Consider the following 14,847-nt stretch of genomic DNA (forward strand, 5'->3'; position numbering starts at 1 on the left):
AGATTCCCATGACACAACAAAACCCCCTCGCTTTCTCCACACGCCGTTCTCTGCTGATTGCTGGCGCTGCCGCATTGGCTGCCCCCATGGTGCTGCGCGCACAGTCGCCCGCCAAGGTCATCCGCATCGGCTCGCCCGACCTGGGTACAGCCGGCAAGCCCTCGCCAGGCGGCAGTGTGTTTGCGGTGCTGCAGGCCAACAAGTGGCTGGAAGATGAATTTGCCAAGGACGGCATCAAGATCGAGTGGAACTTCTTTCGCGGCGCAGGCCCGGCCGTGCACGAGGCGCTGTCGGCCAAGCAGCTCGACATCGTCTCTCTGGGCGACCTGGCCGCCGTCATTGGCCGAGCGCGCGGTCTGCCCACCCGCTTCATTGCGGCCACGGGCCGGGGCAGCAACAGCTATCTGGCCACGGCGCCGGGCGTGAGCATCAAGACCGTGGCCGACCTCAAGGGCAAGAAGGTCACTGTGCTCAAGGGCACCGCCTACCAGCGCACCTTTGACAACCTGCTGGCCACGGCGGGTCTGACCGAAAAGGACGTGAAGCTCATCAACATGGACTGGCCCACCTCCAAGGCCGCCGTGGTGGCTGGGCAGATCGACGCCACGTTCGGTGGCTCGGACCTGTTCCTGCTCAAGGCGCAGGGCGCGCAGATTGCGCTGAGCACCAAGGGCCGTGGGCCGGACTACACCATCAACTCCGGCATTCTGGCCACCGAGGATTTCGCCGCGCAGAACCCGCAGCTCACCCAGCGCCTGGTGACCCAGCTGGTGCGCGCCGCCCACTGGTCTTCGCAAGAGGGCAACCGCGAGGCGCTGATCAAGCTGTACGCCGACAACAGCGGCAACCCCGAGCTGTCGTTCCGCGAAGAGCTGGCGGGCGACAACCTGAACGCCAGATATTCGCCGCTGCTCGACGAGGGCTTCATCGCCGGTTACCAGGGCGTGCTGGACGACGGCGTCAAGCTGGGGCTGATCCGCCAGACGTTTGACGTGAAGGCCTGGTTCCAGCCCGCCTTCGTGCAGCAGGCCGTCACGGACCTCAAGCTCGACAAGCAGTGGCGCGAGACCGATGCCGCCGGCAAGGCCAAGGGGGCTGCATGAGCATCACCACCAATGTGGCAGCCTCCGCTTCCACCCAAGCGCCCAACATCGTCTTTATCCTGGCCGACGACCTGGGCTGGGCCGACCTGAGCGTGTACGGCCAGGCCGACTTCACCACGCCGCACCTCGATGCGCTGGCGGGCGAGGGCGTGCGCTTTACCCAGGCCTATGCCAACTCGGCTGTGTGCTCGGCCACGCGGTTTGCGCTGATCACTGGTCGCTACCAGTACCGCCTGCGCGGCGGGCTGGAGGAACCCCTGGTGCGCAAGGCCCATGTGCACGGCCTGCCGCCCGAGCACCCCACGCTGCCATCGTTGCTGCGCGATGCGGGCTATGACACGGCGCTGATTGGCAAGTGGCACCTGGGCAGCCTGCCCACCTTCGGCCCGCTCAAGAGTGGCTACGACCGCTTCTTTGGCAACTATGGCGGTGCCATCGACTACTTCACGCACAAGCCCGGCGTGGGCGATGCCGTGGCGCGCGATCTGTACGAAGGCGAGGTGCCGGTGGAGCGCGTGGGCTACTACACCCAGCTGCTGGCCGACGAGGCCAAGCGCTGGATCGGCGAGCGCAGCGCGGCCAAGCCGTTCTTTCTGTCGCTGCACTTCACCGCGCCCCACTGGCCGTGGGTTGGGCCGGAGGACGAAGAAATATCGCTGGGCCTGAAAGACCTCTTTCACTACGACGGCGGCAACCTGGCCACCTATGCGCGCATGGTGCGCTCGCTCGACAAGGCGGTGGGCCAGGTGCTGGATGCACTCAAGGCACAAGGCCTGGCCGACAACACCATCGTCGTCTTCACCAGCGACAACGGCGGCGAGCGCTTTTCCAAGACCTGGCCCTTCACCGGCCAGAAGACCGAGCTGCTCGAAGGCGGGATCCGCGTGCCCACGCTGCTGCGCTGGCCTGCGCGCATTGCACCGCAGGTGAGCGACCAGGTCACCGCCACCATGGACTGGCTGCCCACGCTGCTGGCCGCTGCGGGCGTGGCGCCCCATGCCGACTACCCGCCCGACGGCGAGAGCATCCTGCCCGTGCTGCTGGGCGATACGCCTGCGCACCCGCGCACGCTGTTCTGGCGTTACAAGTCGCAGTGCCAGCGCGCCGTGCGCGAAGGCCGCTTCAAGTACCTGCGCATCAACGACAACGAGTTTTTGTTCGACGTGGAAGACGACACGCTGGAGCGCGCCAACCTGCGCCACAAGCACCCCGAAGTGTTTGAACGCCTGCGCGCGGCGTGGGAGCAGTGGAATGCGCAGTTCCTGCCCATCACCGACGAGGTCATCACCCACGGGCTGTCGCCCGACATCCAGGCCGACCGCTATGTGCCCGACCTGTCCCAGCGGGGCATGTAAGGCCCGTACGGGAAAAAAACCAAAGAAAAGTGACTGATGCGCTAGTGGAATATGCGCTTGATGCTATTAAAAACATAGTATTTACAGACCCCTGCGCTACGGGCTGTCTGGCTACGGAACGCATGGGGCCGTCGCCAACACGGTCACCGCGCGGTGGCAGTCACATCGACATTGTGAGACCCGCTTTTATCCATGAACTTTCAGCAACTGCGCTCTGTGCGCGAAACCGTGCGGCGGGGCTTCAACCTGACCGAAGTGGCACACATCCTGCACACCTCGCAGCCCGGGGTGAGCCGCCAGATCCGCGAGCTGGAGGAAGAGCTGGGCGTGGAGATTTTTGTGCGGGCGGGCAAGCGTCTCACGGGCCTGACACCGCCTGGCGAAGTGCTGTTGCCCACAGTCGAGCGCCTGCTGCTGGAGGCCGACAACCTCAGGCGTGCCGGCCAGGACTTCAGCGACAGCGCGCAGGGGCGCCTGTCGGTGGCGGCCACGCACTCGCAGGCGCGTTATGCGCTGCCCCAGGTGGTTCGCGACTTTCGGGCGTTGTTCCCGCAGGTGTCGCTGCACCTGCACCAGGGCTCGCCCCGCCAGGTGGCAGAGATGCTGTTGTCCGGCGAGGCCGACATCGGCGTGGCCACCGAGGCGCTGGCCGGCTACGACGCCCTGGTCACCCTGCCGTGCTACCGCTGGACGCACAGCATCGTGGTGCCCCCGGGCCACCGCCTGCTTGACCTGCCCGGCCCGGTGACGCTGGAGCAATTGGCGCAATATCCCATCATCACCTACGAGCTGGGCTACACCGGCCGTGCGCACATCGACGAGGCCTTTGCGCGCGAAGGCATTGCGCCCGACATCGTGCTCACCGCCATGGACGCTGACGTGATCAAGACCTATGTGGAGCTGGACATGGGCGTGGGCATCGTCGCGTCCATCGCGGTCGACGAAGAGCGCGACCGCCACCTGCGGCTCATCGACGCGGGCCATCTGTTCGAGGTCAATCTCACCCGCCTGGGCCTGCGGCGCGGCGCCTGGCTGCGCGGATATGCCTACCGGTTCATTGAAAGCTTTGTGCCGACGCTCACGCGCGAAGCGGTCGAAAAAGCGGTGCAGCAAGGCGGCGATGGCGCGCTGGATGACACCGACGGGCGCAGGCTGGAATGACGCCGGCGACGCCGCCGGTTTCTTGTTCTCCTCAGGCCCGCCCCCGGACATCCCCCGTTCAGGGCAGTGACTTCACGCCCTCAAACGCCGCGTTCAGCGCCGCCTCGGCGGCCAGCAGGCGCTGCCGGGCTTCACCCGACCAGGCGCGGTCCTTGGCCAGCGTGTCCTTGGCAGCGGCCACCATGCGCGCGACCTCCTGGGGCTGGGGGCCGCCTGTGCCGGTGCGGGTCAGCACCATCTCGGCGGGGGACAGGGCGCGGCGGAATTCCTTTTCCGTCAGGGGCAGGCGCTGGTCCTTGATGTCGTACTTTTTGCCCGCTTCGCGGTAGATGCGCACGGCTTCGGCATACGGAAAGTCCTTGGGCCGGATGTTGCGCTCCTTGGCATACACCACCACGTCCGACGCAAAGTGGTGACCCACCCGGAACGGAATGGCATGGGTACGCTGCAGGGTTTCGGCCAGCTCCATCGACGTGGTCCATTCGGATTCCAGTTCGTCCAGTGCGCGGGCTGGGTCGATGCGCAGCGAGTCCAGCACATCGGCCAGCTGCTGCAGCATCTCCACGCCCTGGACAAAGGTCTTGGCGCTGCCGGGGCTCCAGGTGTTCTTGTAGTCGATCATGCCGGGCGTGACGTTATGGGCGCGCCACAGCGATGCCTGGGCCGACGCCACCACATCGCTGGCCTTGGCGCGGGTGTTCTGGATGATGCCGGGGTTGGCCTTTTGCGGCATGGCGCTGCTGGTGTAGGTCTTGGAGCTGGCCAGCAGCATCCATGGCCGGGTCTGGTGGTACTGGGTGTGCACATCCTGCATGAAAGCGCCCACGCGGATGGCGGTGGAGCTGGCGATGGACGCGGCCTCGATCGGGATGTCATACGTGCTGATCTGTCCGGCATCCAGCGAGTTGACGATGAGCCCGTCAAACCCCAGCAGTTGCGCCAGGCGCTCCCGGTTGATGCCCCAACTGGAGTTGGCCAGCACCGCCGTGCCCATGGGGCTGAGGTTGATGCGGGCATAGGCCTCGCGGATGCGTGCCGAGTCGCGGGCGAACGAATCGGCAAACGCCATGAGGTAGTGCCCATAGCTGATGGGCATGGCCTGCACGCCATTGGTGTAGGCGGGCACATAGGTGGCGGTGTGCGCCTGTGCGATGGTGATGAGCCGTGCGCGCACCTGGTCCAGGGCATCGGCAAAGTCCAGCATCTCCAGGCGCAACTGCGCAGCGTTCAGGGTGGAGTGGATGTCCTGGCGACTGCGCCCGGTGTGGATCAGCGTGGCCTCTGGACCCACGGCGTCCGTGATGATCTTCTCGACCTGCAGCACATCGGTGGGGCGCTTGCCGCCCGGGGCCGTCGCCTGCGTGATCGACAACTCCACGCCCCTCGCAATGCGGCCCGCCTGGGCTTTGGGGATGATGCCTTGCTCCACGTTGACCACGGTCGATGCCATGTTGATGCGGCCAAACCAGTAGAAGGTGTCCTGCGACTTGGACAAGGCGCTGGTGGCGTCCCCCTTGACCAGCCCCTGGATCTTGGCGACCTGTGCCTGGCATTCGGCGGTGGTCTTGCAGGCGGTGTCCAGGGTGTCTGCGGCCTGTGCCTGGCCCATGGCCAGGAGTGCGCCCACGACCGGAGCGAGCAGGAAATGGGTGGGGCGCAAGGTGATCGTGCGCAGGGGCTGGCGCTGAGGTGATGGCATGGTGGTTTGTCTCCTGAGATCTCTCGCATCCAGCGGCAGGCTGGTGCGGGGATAAGATTCGTTAATTGAATGCATCTGGCGTGGGTTTGCTCCTTGCCAGCGCGCGATCGTTCCATAGCAGGCGCCGCAAGGCCAATGCTTCTTTTTTAAGTGAATTCAATTTTTGAATAAGCCATGCCGGATTTGACGCCTTCCGTCCTGTTCAACCGCATCCTGGGGCGGGTGCGCCTCAAGCACCTGCAGCTGGCCATTGCGATCGCCGACCTGCAGAGCCTGCACCGGGCGGCTTCCTCCATTGGACTGAGCCAGCCCGCCGCGACCCATGCGCTGGTCGAGCTGGAAAGCTCTCTGGGCGGCCCTCTGTTCGAGCGGCACTCCAAGGGCATGCGCTTGACCCGCCTGGGAGAGGCGGTCCTGCCGCTGTTGCGCGCATCGCTGGTCCCTCTGCAGGCGGCAGCAGGCAATGCCGCGCTGATGCAGCAGGGCGCAGCGTCCGCGCTGATCCGCATTGGCAGCATTGCGGCGGGCATCAACGGCCTGCTCACGGTGGCCATCCCGACCTACGTTGCCGCACACCCGGATGCGGCCATCGATGTCCACGAGGTCACGATCGACAATTTGCTGGAGAGCATCCAGGAGGGGACGCTGGACCTGGCCATCTGCCGCGAACCGACCCCGCTGCCGCAAGGGTTCGCGTTTTGCGCCGCGCTGCAGGATGGGTTTGTGGTGGCCTGTCGCCCGGAGCATCCTCTGACCCGGCAGGCCACCGTCACCGCCGCAGAGCTGCTGGCGCAGCGCTGGCTGGCCCCACCCCTGACCGGGCTGGGACCCCAGCAGGTGGAGAGCCTCTTCGATGAACTGGGTGGTGTGCCTGAGCTGTGCCGCGTGTCGAGCCGTTCGACCGAGATTGCATACGCCATGCTGGCCGACAGCGACATGCTGATGTGCGCGCCCGCCAGCCTGCTGCGGCCGCTGGTTCAGCGTGGAGAGCTGGCGGTCTTGCCGTGGAAGTCACAGGCGGTGGGGCCGTTGGGCGTTTTGGTCAAGGCAGATGTGCTTGCGCACCAGAGCCACCCGTGTCACAGCTTCATCGAGTATGTGCTGGCCGTTGGGGCAGGGCTGGGTCGCTGACCGCCATCAGCCAAGCGCTGCGACGGCGCTCCCAGCGTTTTGTCAGCCGCCCTGGTCGCCTGCATCGCCCTGAGCAGGGCCCAGCGCTTGCATCAGCATTTCCACCAGCGCGCGCAGCCGGGGGACCCGGCGCAGGTCCCGGTGGTAACCCAGCCACACATCGCGCCCTGGCGGCGTTGGGGTACGTTCCACCCTTTGCAGGCCGGGGTGCGAGTCACCCAACGGGCAAGGCAGTACGGCCAGGCCCGCGCCCGATGCGCAGGCCACGGCCTGCACGTGCCGGTTGTTGCTGCGAAACGCGATGCGCGCCGAAGGAAAGGCCTCGCGCAGCCAGGCCGCGTCCGGCATCTCGCTGAATCCCAGGTCCATGGTGATGAGGCGAAGGTCCGCATCGTCCGTGGGCATGTCTGCGCCCCGCTGCAAGTACAGCGCATAGGGCACATGCATCAGCTGCCGCTGTATGACGTCGGGCTCGTCAAAAGGAACGATGCGCGCCACCAGGTCCGCCTCGCGGCGCGCCAGGCTGAAGAGGCGCGCATCGGTCAGGAGTTCGATGCTGACGCGGGGGTGGTGGTTGGTGAACGCGGCACACAGCGGCGCCAGCACATGCAGTCCAAACCAGTCAGAGGTCGATACCCGGAGCGCGCCTTCCAGCTGCTGGTCTGCGCCGTCCAGTTGGCGGGAGAACGACAGCGCCTGCGCTTCCATGCCCTCGGCGTGGCGCAGCACGGCGGCTCCTTCGTCGGTCAAGACGAAGCCCTCGGAGGTCCGCTGGAACAGGGTGTGGCCCAGAGAAAGCTCCAGCGCCTTCAGCCTGCGGCCCATGGTGGGCTGGCTTTGTTGGAGGGCGCGGCCTGCCGCACCCAGCGTGCCGTGCCGGGCAATGGCCAAGAACACCTGTACGTCATCCCAGTTCATCGGCTGCATCATACAAAAGTGAATGACAAGGTTTCAATATTGTGGCTTTTCATTCAAAAGAGAAAGGTAAAAACTGGCGGCACTGTTCAACCCCGCGAAGGAATACGCCATGTCCACCTCTCCCGTCCCCACCATGCAGGCCCTGGTGCTCGCATCCCCCCACGGCGCACTGAAAACCACTTTGCTGCCCCGGCCCCAGCCTGCGGCGGGCCAGGTGCTGGTCCGCATCCACGCCAGCGGCGTGAACCCGCTGGACACCAAGATCCGCGCGGGCGCCGCCGAGCACGCCCAGCAACCGCTGCCGGCCGTTTTGGGTATGGACCTTGCCGGCGTGGTGGAGGAGGTGGGGCAGGGCGTCTCTCGCTTCAAGGTGGGGGATGCGGTGTATGGCTTTACCGGCGGCATCGGCGGGCTGCAAGGCAGCCTGGCGCAATACGCTGCAGTGGATGCCCGGCTGCTGGCCCACAAGCCAGGCCGGTTGACCATGCGCCAGGCAGCGGCCTTGCCGCTGGTCTTCATCACCGCCTGGGAGGGCCTGGTGGACCGCGCCAACGTGCGCAGCGGGCACAAGGTGCTGGTGCACGGCGGCGCGGGTGGCGTGGGCCATGTGGCCGTGCAGCTGGCCCGCGCCCGGGGTGCCGAGGTGTTCGCCACGGGCACGGCGGCGCAGGCCGGTTACATCCGGTCTCTGGGGGCCACGCCGATTGACCATGAAACGACCTCGGTCGAGGCCTATGTCCACGCGTTCACCGACGGCCAGGGCTTCGATATCGTTTACGACACCGTGGGTGGGCCAGTGCTGGATGCGTCGTTTGTGGCGGTCCGCCGCTACTCGGGCCACGTGGTGACTTCGCTGGGCTGGGGCACCCACAAGCTGGCGCCGCTGTCGTTCCGGGGTGCTACTTTCTCTGGGGTGTTCACGCTGCTTCCCATCCTCACGGGGGAGTTCCGTGAACACCACGGCGAGATCATGGAGCAGGCCACCTTGCTCGCGGAAGCGGGGCAACTGGAGCCATTGCTCGACCCCACCAGCTTCACGCTGGACACGGCCGAAGCGGCGCACGCCCTGGTCGCCAGCGGCCGCGCCCGAGGCAAGGTGGTGGTCAGCGTGCTGCCATGAGCCAGCCGGGTCAACCTTTGGCAGAAAGCGCCGGCGGGGCAGCCAGCAGGGACGACGCAGCAGGCCTGCGGCATGGTGCGATGGCCCCCACGCACGAACACCTGCGCCACGTTGCCGATGCGCTGATCGCGGCCACCAACGCATTTGCGGTGGAGCGGGTGCTCGCCCTTTTTGCACACGATGCCGTGATCGACGACCCCTCCACGGGCCACCGTTTTGATGGCCATGCCGGAATAAGCCGCTATGTCGAACAGTACTTCGTCGGTTACCAGACGGTGACCCGGTTCCTGTCGATGCAACGCCTGGGGCCGCAGCGCGCGAGGGTGCGGGTGGACTTCACGGGGGATTTTGGTCACGAGATCGGCAACCTCGACATCACCGTGAATGCGCAGGGCCTGATCGCCCGGCTGGATGCCGACCTGGAATGAGCGGTGTGAATGGTTTGGCTGCGCGACGGCCCTCAGGGCTGGCGTGCGGCACCAGGCTGTACAAGGCCTCGCTGGGCTGTGTGGATGCGGAATTTGATCAAAAACAGCCTGAAGCGATAGTGAACCATGCGGTAGTAGCTATTAAAAAGAGAGCGAATTGATCCGGCTCAACGCGGCAAGCACCCCGCAAACCCCCTGGGCCCTGCTGCTGAGACATCCGCCAGCGCCACGGCCTCCAGCCGGTCGTTCTGCCCCGGTATCTTGGTCAGCCGCTGGCCGTTCTGCCAGCGCCACTGGGTGCCGTCAAAACTGTAGATGAAGGTGTGCGTGCGGTTGGACAGCAGGTGCGCGGGGGTGAGGGTGATGGCCTGGGCGGCGGCTTCGGTAGGTGCGTGGGCCTGGGCCTCGTTGTCCTTGATGACGAGCTTGCCTACGTAGGGTGTCACGGTGGATTCGGTGCGCGTGACTTCGGGCTGGACCAGGGCAGGGCTGTAGCCGGTCAGGGTCCAGTCGCCCGCAGCGCCAGGCAGTACATGGGGTTGCCGTGCGGCCAGGAATTGGGTGCACGCGGTGGTGATGGCATCGAAGCTGGTGGTGGCGGGGCCGGTGGCTTCGGGCTTGCTGCAGCCTGCCAGGCCCGCCACCATGGCGGCAGCGGCTGCCAGGTGGAGGGGGGCGCAGGAGCGGAGGGTGGGCTGAGTCATCAGGCGTGAGGCGGGGGGGCTTCGAGAAGTTCGGCCGCACGGCCAGGCGGCTGCGGGGCTGGCTGCATTGTGGGCGGCTGGTGGCGGTGGGTCTTGATGGACATCAAGGCGCGTGGGCTTTCACGGCAATGTGGTGGGCAGGGCCAGCGCGCCTTCGTCACCCCGGTACCAGCGCAGCAGAGCGCTGGGTGCGTGGAGCGGTGTGCCGCCCAGGGCTGCCAGCACGGCGGCGTTGAGTTCGTGGGCGCTGGCGGGCAAGGGCTGGTCGCGGTAGGCCAGGGCGGTGCCGGCCATCAGCGCTTCGGCGTCCAACAGCAGGCGCAGGTTTTGCGGGATGGTGGGCGATTGCTCTGCACAGTGCGCAGCCGACAAGGAATGCGCCTTGCGGCAGGCGGCAGGGCGCACGCTGTAGATGGCACACCGATCATTGACGAGAAAGCTGCAGGGCTGGCGCGTGGTGCCCGCGCTTGCCGCCGCCAGGTGCTGCTGCAGGCGCTGCGTGGTTGTGGCCTGGTCCGCGCCGGGCAGCGTGCGCAGGTGCTGGGCGATGTGCAGCACCTCGGGCTCCGTCGCCTCCACGCGCAGGTGGCAGCAGTGCGCGCAGCCCGCCTGGCACGCTGGCTGGGGGCCGGTGGCGCGGGCTTGTTCTGCCACGGTATCCAGGCCCTTGTGCAGTTGTGCGATGAAATCGACGGCGGCCTGGGCTGCGGGCTCGGTGGTTTCGGCGGCCTGGGCGGCGGCGTTGGCTTCGGTGCCATGGGCAGCTGCGCCCTGCATGGCGTGGGCCTGCACCGCCCGCAAGGCCCGCCCAGCCGCGCTGCGCACGCGGGCGATGGACTGCAGGAAGGCCGCTTGCTCTGCCGCGGTCAGTGCTGGGTCGGGCGGGCTCGTCATGGGGATGTGGGGAGCGTGCCGGAGGGGGCAGGCGTATTGGGCGCCAACGGCAGCCACACGCTGGCCGCCAAGCCAGATCCGTCGGTTGTGTCGCTGGCTGCCGCAAGCTCCAGCCGTCCTTCCATCAACTGCACATACCGCGCCACGATGGCCAGGCCCAGTCCCGCACCCTGGCCCAGGCGCTGGCCCTGGTCGCCCTGCGCCCAGCGCTGTTGCAGCTGCTGCGCCAGCGTGGCATCCACGCCGGGGCCGTTATCGGTCACGCGCAGCACACCGAAGCCGGGCTCGGTGTGCAGCGCCACGGTGATGCGGGGTGGCGTGCCGCGCCCGTAGCGCAGTGCGTTGTCCAGCAGGTTGTTCAGGATGCCTTCGACCAGCGCTGTGTTGCCCCGCACCACCAGGGCGTGGTCCAGCCCCTCGGCGCCCAGGTCCACCCCCAGGACATCGGCGCGTGGCAGGTAGCGCAGCAGCACGTCGCGCACCAGCGTGTGCAAGGCCAAGGGCTGCAACGTCAGCGCGATGCCACCCTCGGCCGCACGGGCCAGGGCCAGCAGCTGGTCCACGGTGCGGCTGGCGCGCTGCTCGGCTTGGGCGATGCCCTCGATTTCGCTGCGCCAGACGGCCGGGTCGTTGTGGGCCAGCGCGTGGGCGGCCTGGGCGCGGATGCCTGCGAGCGGTGTACGCAGCTCGTGCGCCACGTTGCCCGCAAATTCGCGCTGCGCATGCAGGCTTTGCTGCACCCGCGCCAGCAAGCCGTCCAGGGCCACACCCAGACGTTGCACGTCGCTGGTGCTGGCTTGTTGTGTCAGCGCGGGCGGCAGGGGTTGCAGGTCGGCAGCGTCGCGCTGGTCCATGGCGTCCTGCAGTGCACCCAGCGGATGCAGGTCGCGCTCTATGCCACGCAGCAGCCACGACCCCAGCACTACCAGCAGCCACAGCTGGGCCAGGCCCGAGTACACCAGCAGCCTGCGCAGCAGCTGCGTGCGCTCGGCGGTGGTCTGCGCCATGACGACGGTGAAAGAGGGCGGCCCGGCAATCTGCAAGGTGGCGCGCCGCAGTTCGCGCCCGTCTTGCGAAAGCTGCGAAAAGGCGTGGCTGCTGCCCGCCGCCACCACGCCCGGCGCCAAGTGGGGGTCGCCTGCGATGAAGCTGCCATCGGGCGCGTACACCGCAAACCATACGGTTTCGCTCTGGTCAAAACGCAGCAGCCCCACCTCGCGCGGCGTGAGGTCCAGCCGCAAAGGGTCGCGCGCAGGATCTGTCGGCTGGCCGCCGCGCACATGGGCGGCCACGGCGTGTGCGTCATCGAGCAACGCTCGGTCAAATGCCTCGGCCACAAAGTGGTTGCCCACGCCCAGCACCACCGTGCTGCCCAGCCCCCAGATCAGCACCAGTGACAGCAGCACGCGCCGGCCGATGCGCTGGCGCAGGTCGGGCGGCTGCTGGTGCAGCGGTGCGGGGCCGGGTTCAGGACTGGCCAATGTCATCCTCTAGCACGTAACCCAGCCCGCGCAGCGTGCGAATCGCCGCGCCGCTGCCCGCAATCTTGCGCCGCAGGCGGGAGAACGAGGCCTCCAGCGCGTTTTCGCCCACCACCTCACTGCCGTCCGACAGGCGCGAGGACAAGTCGCCCTTGCTCAGCACACGGCCGGGCGGGGTCATCAGCTCCCACAGCAAATCGAACTCGCGCGCGGGCAGCTCCAGCGGTTGCCCGGCCACGCTGACGCGGCGCGCCTGGCGGTCCAGCACCAGCTGGCCCACGGTGACGATGTCGGCGGTGCCGCTGGCGCGCCGCAGCAGCGCGCGCAGGCGCGCTTCCACCTCTTTGAGTTCATAGGGCTTGCCCAGATAGTCGTCGGCGCCGGCGTCCAGCCCGGCAATGCGCTCCTCGGTGCTGTCGCGGGCACTGAGCACCAGCACGGGGGTGCGGTCGCCGCGCGCACGGGCGCTGCGCAGGGCGGTGAGGCCGCTGCCCAGGCCGCTGCGCGCGTGGGCAGCGTGGGGCAGGTTCAGGTCCAGCAGCACAGCGTCGAAAGCCTGTACGGCCCACCAGTGCTGGGCTTCTTCGACGGTATGGGCCAGTTCGACGCGGTGGCCCGCGTTTTCGAGGCCCTGGGCCATGGTGCGGCTGAGCACCGGGTCGTCTTCCACCAGGAGGAGGCGCATGGAGGTCGGGGTTCTACGTGAAATTACGCATGGCCAAGATCAGCCTGCGATCAGGTTCGATGGAGATAGTCTGCCCGTCAGCATACCCCAGCCCTGCGCGCCGTTTGCACCGCCGGATGGGGTCGTCCAGCCTATCAGGAGACAACCTTTACATGATCAACCGCAATCTACTCAGAGGCTTTGCCCTCATGGCTTTGGCGCTGGGCTTTGGCCTGCCGTCCATGAGCTATTCGCTGGGGACGCTCGGCCGCGCAGGGCCGGGCATGTTCCCGTTCATCGTCAGCTGCATGCTGTTTGTGATCGGGGTCATCACCGTGGTGCGCGCGCGCCTGGTGGCGCCGGTGCCCATGGACTTCCAGGTGCGCAACATCGCCATCATTCTGGGCAGCCTGTGCGGCTTTGCGGCGCTGTCGCACTTTGTGAACATGATCGCGGGCATCGTGTTTCTGGTGTTCTGCTCGGGGTTTGCGGGTACGTCGTACTCGTGGAAGCGCAACCTGAAGATCGCTGCGGTGCTGGTCGGCATCGCGTTTGCATTCCAAAAGCTGCTGGGCGTGAGCCTGCCGCTGTACTGAGGTCGCCGCCATGGAAGTCTTGAACAACCTCGCGTTTGGCTTCAGCCACGCGCTGACGCTGCAGAACCTGATGTTCTGCGCCCTGGGCTGCACGGTGGGCACCCTGGTGGGCTTGCTGCCGGGCCTGGGCCCGCTGGCCACCATCAGCCTGCTGCTGCCGCTGACCTATTCCATCGACACCACCGGCGCGCTCATCATGCTGGCCGGTATTTACTACGGTGCGCAGTACGGCGACAGCGTGAGCGCCATCACCATGAAGATCCCGCATGCGAGCAGTATCGTGGCGTGTATCGACGGGTATGCGATGACGCTGAAAGGGAAAACGGGGCTGGCCCTGTTCACCGCCGGGTTCTCCAGCTTCATCGGGGGCACGGTGGCCATCGTGGTGCTGGCGTTCCTTGCGCCCAGCCTGGGCGAGGTGGCCTTTTTGTTCGGCCCTGCCGACTACTGCGCGCTGATGCTGGTGGGTTTTGTGTGCGTGAGCTTTGTGACCACGGGCAGCCTGCTCAATGGCCTGGCTATGTGCATGGTGGGCGTGTTGCTGGGCTCCATCGGTACCGACGTGAACAGCGGCCTGGCCCGCTTCACCTGGGACGCTCCGTTCCTGGCCGACGGCGTGGGCATTGTGAGCATTGCGCTGGGCTGTTTCGGCATTGCAGAGATCGCCAAGAACCTTGACTCGCGTGAAGAGCGCTCGCCCTTCAACGGCAAGATCAAGCTCATGCCCACCTGGCCCGAGTTCAAGCGCATCATCCCCAGCGCACTGCGTGGCAGCGTTGTGGGCTCCATCCTGGGCATCCTGCCCGGCGGCGGCCCCGTGATCGCCCAGTTTGCGGCCTATGCGCTGGACAAGAAGGTCAGCAAGTACCGCCACGAAATCGGCACCGGCTGCATCGAAGGCGTGGCTGGCCAGGCTGCAGCGGACGAAGCGGCTGCACGCACCAGCTTCATCCCGCTGATGAGCATCGGTATCCCCGAGAACGCCGTGATGGCGCTGATGATGGCCGCGTTCATCATCAAGGGCATCCAGCCCGGCCCCAACATGATTGCTGGCCACCCCGAACTCTTCTGGGGTCTGGTCGCCAGCATGTGGATCGGCAACTGCTTCCTGCTGGTGCTGAACGTGCCGCTGGTGCGCTACTGGCTGTCGGTGTTCAAGATTCCGTACAACGTGTTGTTCCCCGCGATCTTGTTCTTCTGCTGCATTGGCACCTACAGCATCAACAACAACCTGGACGACGTGTTCATCACCGTAGCGTTTGGTGCGCTGGGCTACCTGTTCATGCGGCTGGAGATGGACCCCTCGCCGCTGATGCTGGGCTTCATCCTGGGCCCCATGCTCGAAGAGAACTTCCGCCGCTCCATGCTGCTGTCGCGCGGTAGCTTTGAGGTGTTCATCAACCGTCCTATCAGCGGCACGCTGATCAGCCTGATCGCCGCATTCGTGTTGTGGCAAACGGTGGCGTTTTTCCGCCAGCGTGGCAAGGCCAAGGAGCTGGTGGTGACGGACCCCGTTGCATCCTGAAGATTGACTCTCTGTGTGCCGCTTTGGCGGCCTTTGCAAGGCCGGTCCCCAACGGGTGACCGGCCTTT

The 14,847-nt window shown here is 66.6% G+C and carries 14 protein-coding genes; 8 read left to right on the top strand and 6 right to left on the bottom strand.

What is annotated here, in order from left to right:
- The first annotated feature begins 8 nt into the window (after nt 1-8).
- From ACTJKQ_RS17525 to ACTJKQ_RS17535, 3 genes are all read left to right on the top strand, one after another.
- Nucleotides 9-1,103, top strand: coding sequence for an ABC transporter substrate-binding protein (locus ACTJKQ_RS17525; protein WP_440597569.1), 1,095 nt, complete (start codon nt 9-11; stop codon nt 1,101-1,103).
- Nucleotides 1,100-2,458 (top strand): sulfatase family protein, encoded by a 1,359-nt coding sequence (locus ACTJKQ_RS17530; protein WP_440597570.1) that lies wholly within the window; start codon nt 1,100-1,102, stop codon nt 2,456-2,458. Before ACTJKQ_RS17525 ends, ACTJKQ_RS17530 begins: the two co-directional genes overlap by 4 nt.
- A 192-nt stretch (nt 2,459-2,650) precedes the next feature.
- Entirely contained in the window at nt 2,651-3,619 is a 969-nt protein-coding gene (locus tag ACTJKQ_RS17535) for a CysB family HTH-type transcriptional regulator (RefSeq protein ID WP_440597571.1), read from the top strand.
- A gap of 58 nt (nt 3,620-3,677) precedes the next feature.
- Here ACTJKQ_RS17535 and ACTJKQ_RS17540 read toward each other — a convergent pair whose 3' ends face one another.
- Nucleotides 3,678-5,318, bottom strand: a complete 1,641-nt coding sequence (locus ACTJKQ_RS17540) for an argininosuccinate lyase (RefSeq protein WP_440597572.1) — start codon at nt 5,316-5,318, stop codon at nt 3,678-3,680.
- A gap of 174 nt (nt 5,319-5,492) precedes the next feature.
- Here ACTJKQ_RS17540 and ACTJKQ_RS17545 point away from each other — a divergent pair, with 174 nt between their 5' ends.
- Nucleotides 5,493-6,449 carry a LysR family transcriptional regulator gene (locus tag ACTJKQ_RS17545; RefSeq protein ID WP_440597573.1) on the top strand — a complete coding sequence of 319 codons (957 nt, stop codon included), beginning with the start codon at nt 5,493-5,495 and terminating at the stop codon, nt 6,447-6,449.
- A gap of 42 nt (nt 6,450-6,491) precedes the next feature.
- Here ACTJKQ_RS17545 and ACTJKQ_RS17550 read toward each other — a convergent pair whose 3' ends face one another.
- Nucleotides 6,492-7,367 (bottom strand): LysR family transcriptional regulator, encoded by an 876-nt coding sequence (locus ACTJKQ_RS17550; protein WP_208758677.1) that lies wholly within the window; start codon nt 7,365-7,367, stop codon nt 6,492-6,494.
- Nucleotides 7,368-7,476: 109 nt separating this feature from the next.
- On the opposite strand from ACTJKQ_RS17550, the gene ACTJKQ_RS17555 reads away from it, so the two are divergent.
- Both ACTJKQ_RS17555 and ACTJKQ_RS17560 read left to right on the top strand, forming a co-directional pair.
- Nucleotides 7,477-8,487, top strand: coding sequence for a zinc-dependent alcohol dehydrogenase family protein (locus ACTJKQ_RS17555; protein WP_440597574.1), 1,011 nt, complete (start codon nt 7,477-7,479; stop codon nt 8,485-8,487).
- Nucleotides 8,484-8,915 carry a nuclear transport factor 2 family protein gene (locus tag ACTJKQ_RS17560; protein ID WP_440597575.1) on the top strand — a complete coding sequence of 144 codons (432 nt, stop codon included), beginning with the start codon at nt 8,484-8,486 and terminating at the stop codon, nt 8,913-8,915. Before ACTJKQ_RS17555 ends, ACTJKQ_RS17560 begins: the two co-directional genes overlap by 4 nt.
- Nucleotides 8,916-9,082: 167 nt before the next feature.
- On the opposite strand, the gene ACTJKQ_RS17565 is transcribed toward ACTJKQ_RS17560, so the two are convergent.
- From ACTJKQ_RS17565 to ACTJKQ_RS17580, 4 genes are all read right to left on the bottom strand, one after another.
- Complete coding sequence (locus ACTJKQ_RS17565) at nt 9,083-9,619, bottom strand: hypothetical protein (protein WP_192421260.1); 537 nt, start codon at nt 9,617-9,619, stop codon at nt 9,083-9,085.
- A gap of 120 nt (nt 9,620-9,739) precedes the next feature.
- On the bottom strand, nt 9,740-10,513 hold the full coding sequence (locus tag ACTJKQ_RS17570) for a YkgJ family cysteine cluster protein (protein ID WP_440597576.1): 774 nt from the start codon (nt 10,511-10,513) through the stop codon (nt 9,740-9,742).
- Entirely contained in the window at nt 10,510-12,000 is a 1,491-nt protein-coding gene (locus tag ACTJKQ_RS17575) for a sensor histidine kinase (protein ID WP_440597577.1), read from the bottom strand. The genes ACTJKQ_RS17570 and ACTJKQ_RS17575 overlap by 4 nt, the downstream gene beginning before the upstream one ends.
- A complete protein-coding gene (locus ACTJKQ_RS17580; RefSeq protein ID WP_440597578.1) occupies nt 11,981-12,679 on the bottom strand; it encodes a response regulator transcription factor in 699 nt (232 codons plus the stop codon). Before ACTJKQ_RS17580 ends, ACTJKQ_RS17575 begins: the two co-directional genes overlap by 20 nt.
- 152 nt (nt 12,680-12,831) lie before the next feature.
- On the opposite strand from ACTJKQ_RS17580, the gene ACTJKQ_RS17585 reads away from it, so the two are divergent.
- A complete protein-coding gene (locus ACTJKQ_RS17585; protein WP_056067517.1) occupies nt 12,832-13,254 on the top strand; it encodes a tripartite tricarboxylate transporter TctB family protein in 423 nt (140 codons plus the stop codon).
- A gap of 10 nt (nt 13,255-13,264) precedes the next feature.
- Nucleotides 13,265-14,779: a tripartite tricarboxylate transporter permease gene (locus ACTJKQ_RS17590; protein ID WP_116749611.1), complete on the top strand. Its 1,515-nt coding sequence runs from the start codon at nt 13,265-13,267 to the stop codon at nt 14,777-14,779.
- Nucleotides 14,780-14,847 lie beyond the last annotated feature (68 nt).

Source organism: Acidovorax sp. 22279, assembly GCF_052045435.1.
GTDB classification, from domain to species: domain Bacteria; phylum Pseudomonadota; class Gammaproteobacteria; order Burkholderiales; family Burkholderiaceae_C; genus Acidovorax; species Acidovorax delafieldii.

Bases quoted from the DNA above. Each gene is read 5' to 3' on its own strand.
- ACTJKQ_RS17525 (WP_440597569.1), top strand. From the start codon at position 9: ATGACACAACAAAACCCCCTCGCTTTCTCCACACGCCGTTCTCTGCTG.
- ACTJKQ_RS17530 (WP_440597570.1), top strand. From the start codon at position 1,100: ATGAGCATCACCACCAATGTGGCAGCCTCCGCTTCCACCCAAGCGCCC.
- ACTJKQ_RS17535 (WP_440597571.1), top strand. From the start codon at position 2,651: ATGAACTTTCAGCAACTGCGCTCTGTGCGCGAAACCGTGCGGCGGGGC.
- ACTJKQ_RS17540 (WP_440597572.1), bottom strand. From the start codon at position 5,318: ATGCCATCACCTCAGCGCCAGCCCCTGCGCACGATCACCTTGCGCCCC.
- ACTJKQ_RS17545 (WP_440597573.1), top strand. From the start codon at position 5,493: ATGCCGGATTTGACGCCTTCCGTCCTGTTCAACCGCATCCTGGGGCGG.
- ACTJKQ_RS17550 (WP_208758677.1), bottom strand. From the start codon at position 7,367: ATGAACTGGGATGACGTACAGGTGTTCTTGGCCATTGCCCGGCACGGC.
- ACTJKQ_RS17555 (WP_440597574.1), top strand. From the start codon at position 7,477: ATGTCCACCTCTCCCGTCCCCACCATGCAGGCCCTGGTGCTCGCATCC.
- ACTJKQ_RS17560 (WP_440597575.1), top strand. From the start codon at position 8,484: ATGAGCCAGCCGGGTCAACCTTTGGCAGAAAGCGCCGGCGGGGCAGCC.
- ACTJKQ_RS17565 (WP_192421260.1), bottom strand. From the start codon at position 9,619: ATGACTCAGCCCACCCTCCGCTCCTGCGCCCCCCTCCACCTGGCAGCC.
- ACTJKQ_RS17570 (WP_440597576.1), bottom strand. From the start codon at position 10,513: ATGACGAGCCCGCCCGACCCAGCACTGACCGCGGCAGAGCAAGCGGCC.
- ACTJKQ_RS17575 (WP_440597577.1), bottom strand. From the start codon at position 12,000: ATGACATTGGCCAGTCCTGAACCCGGCCCCGCACCGCTGCACCAGCAG.
- ACTJKQ_RS17580 (WP_440597578.1), bottom strand. From the start codon at position 12,679: ATGCGCCTCCTCCTGGTGGAAGACGACCCGGTGCTCAGCCGCACCATG.
- ACTJKQ_RS17585 (WP_056067517.1), top strand. From the start codon at position 12,832: ATGATCAACCGCAATCTACTCAGAGGCTTTGCCCTCATGGCTTTGGCG.
- ACTJKQ_RS17590 (WP_116749611.1), top strand. From the start codon at position 13,265: ATGGAAGTCTTGAACAACCTCGCGTTTGGCTTCAGCCACGCGCTGACG.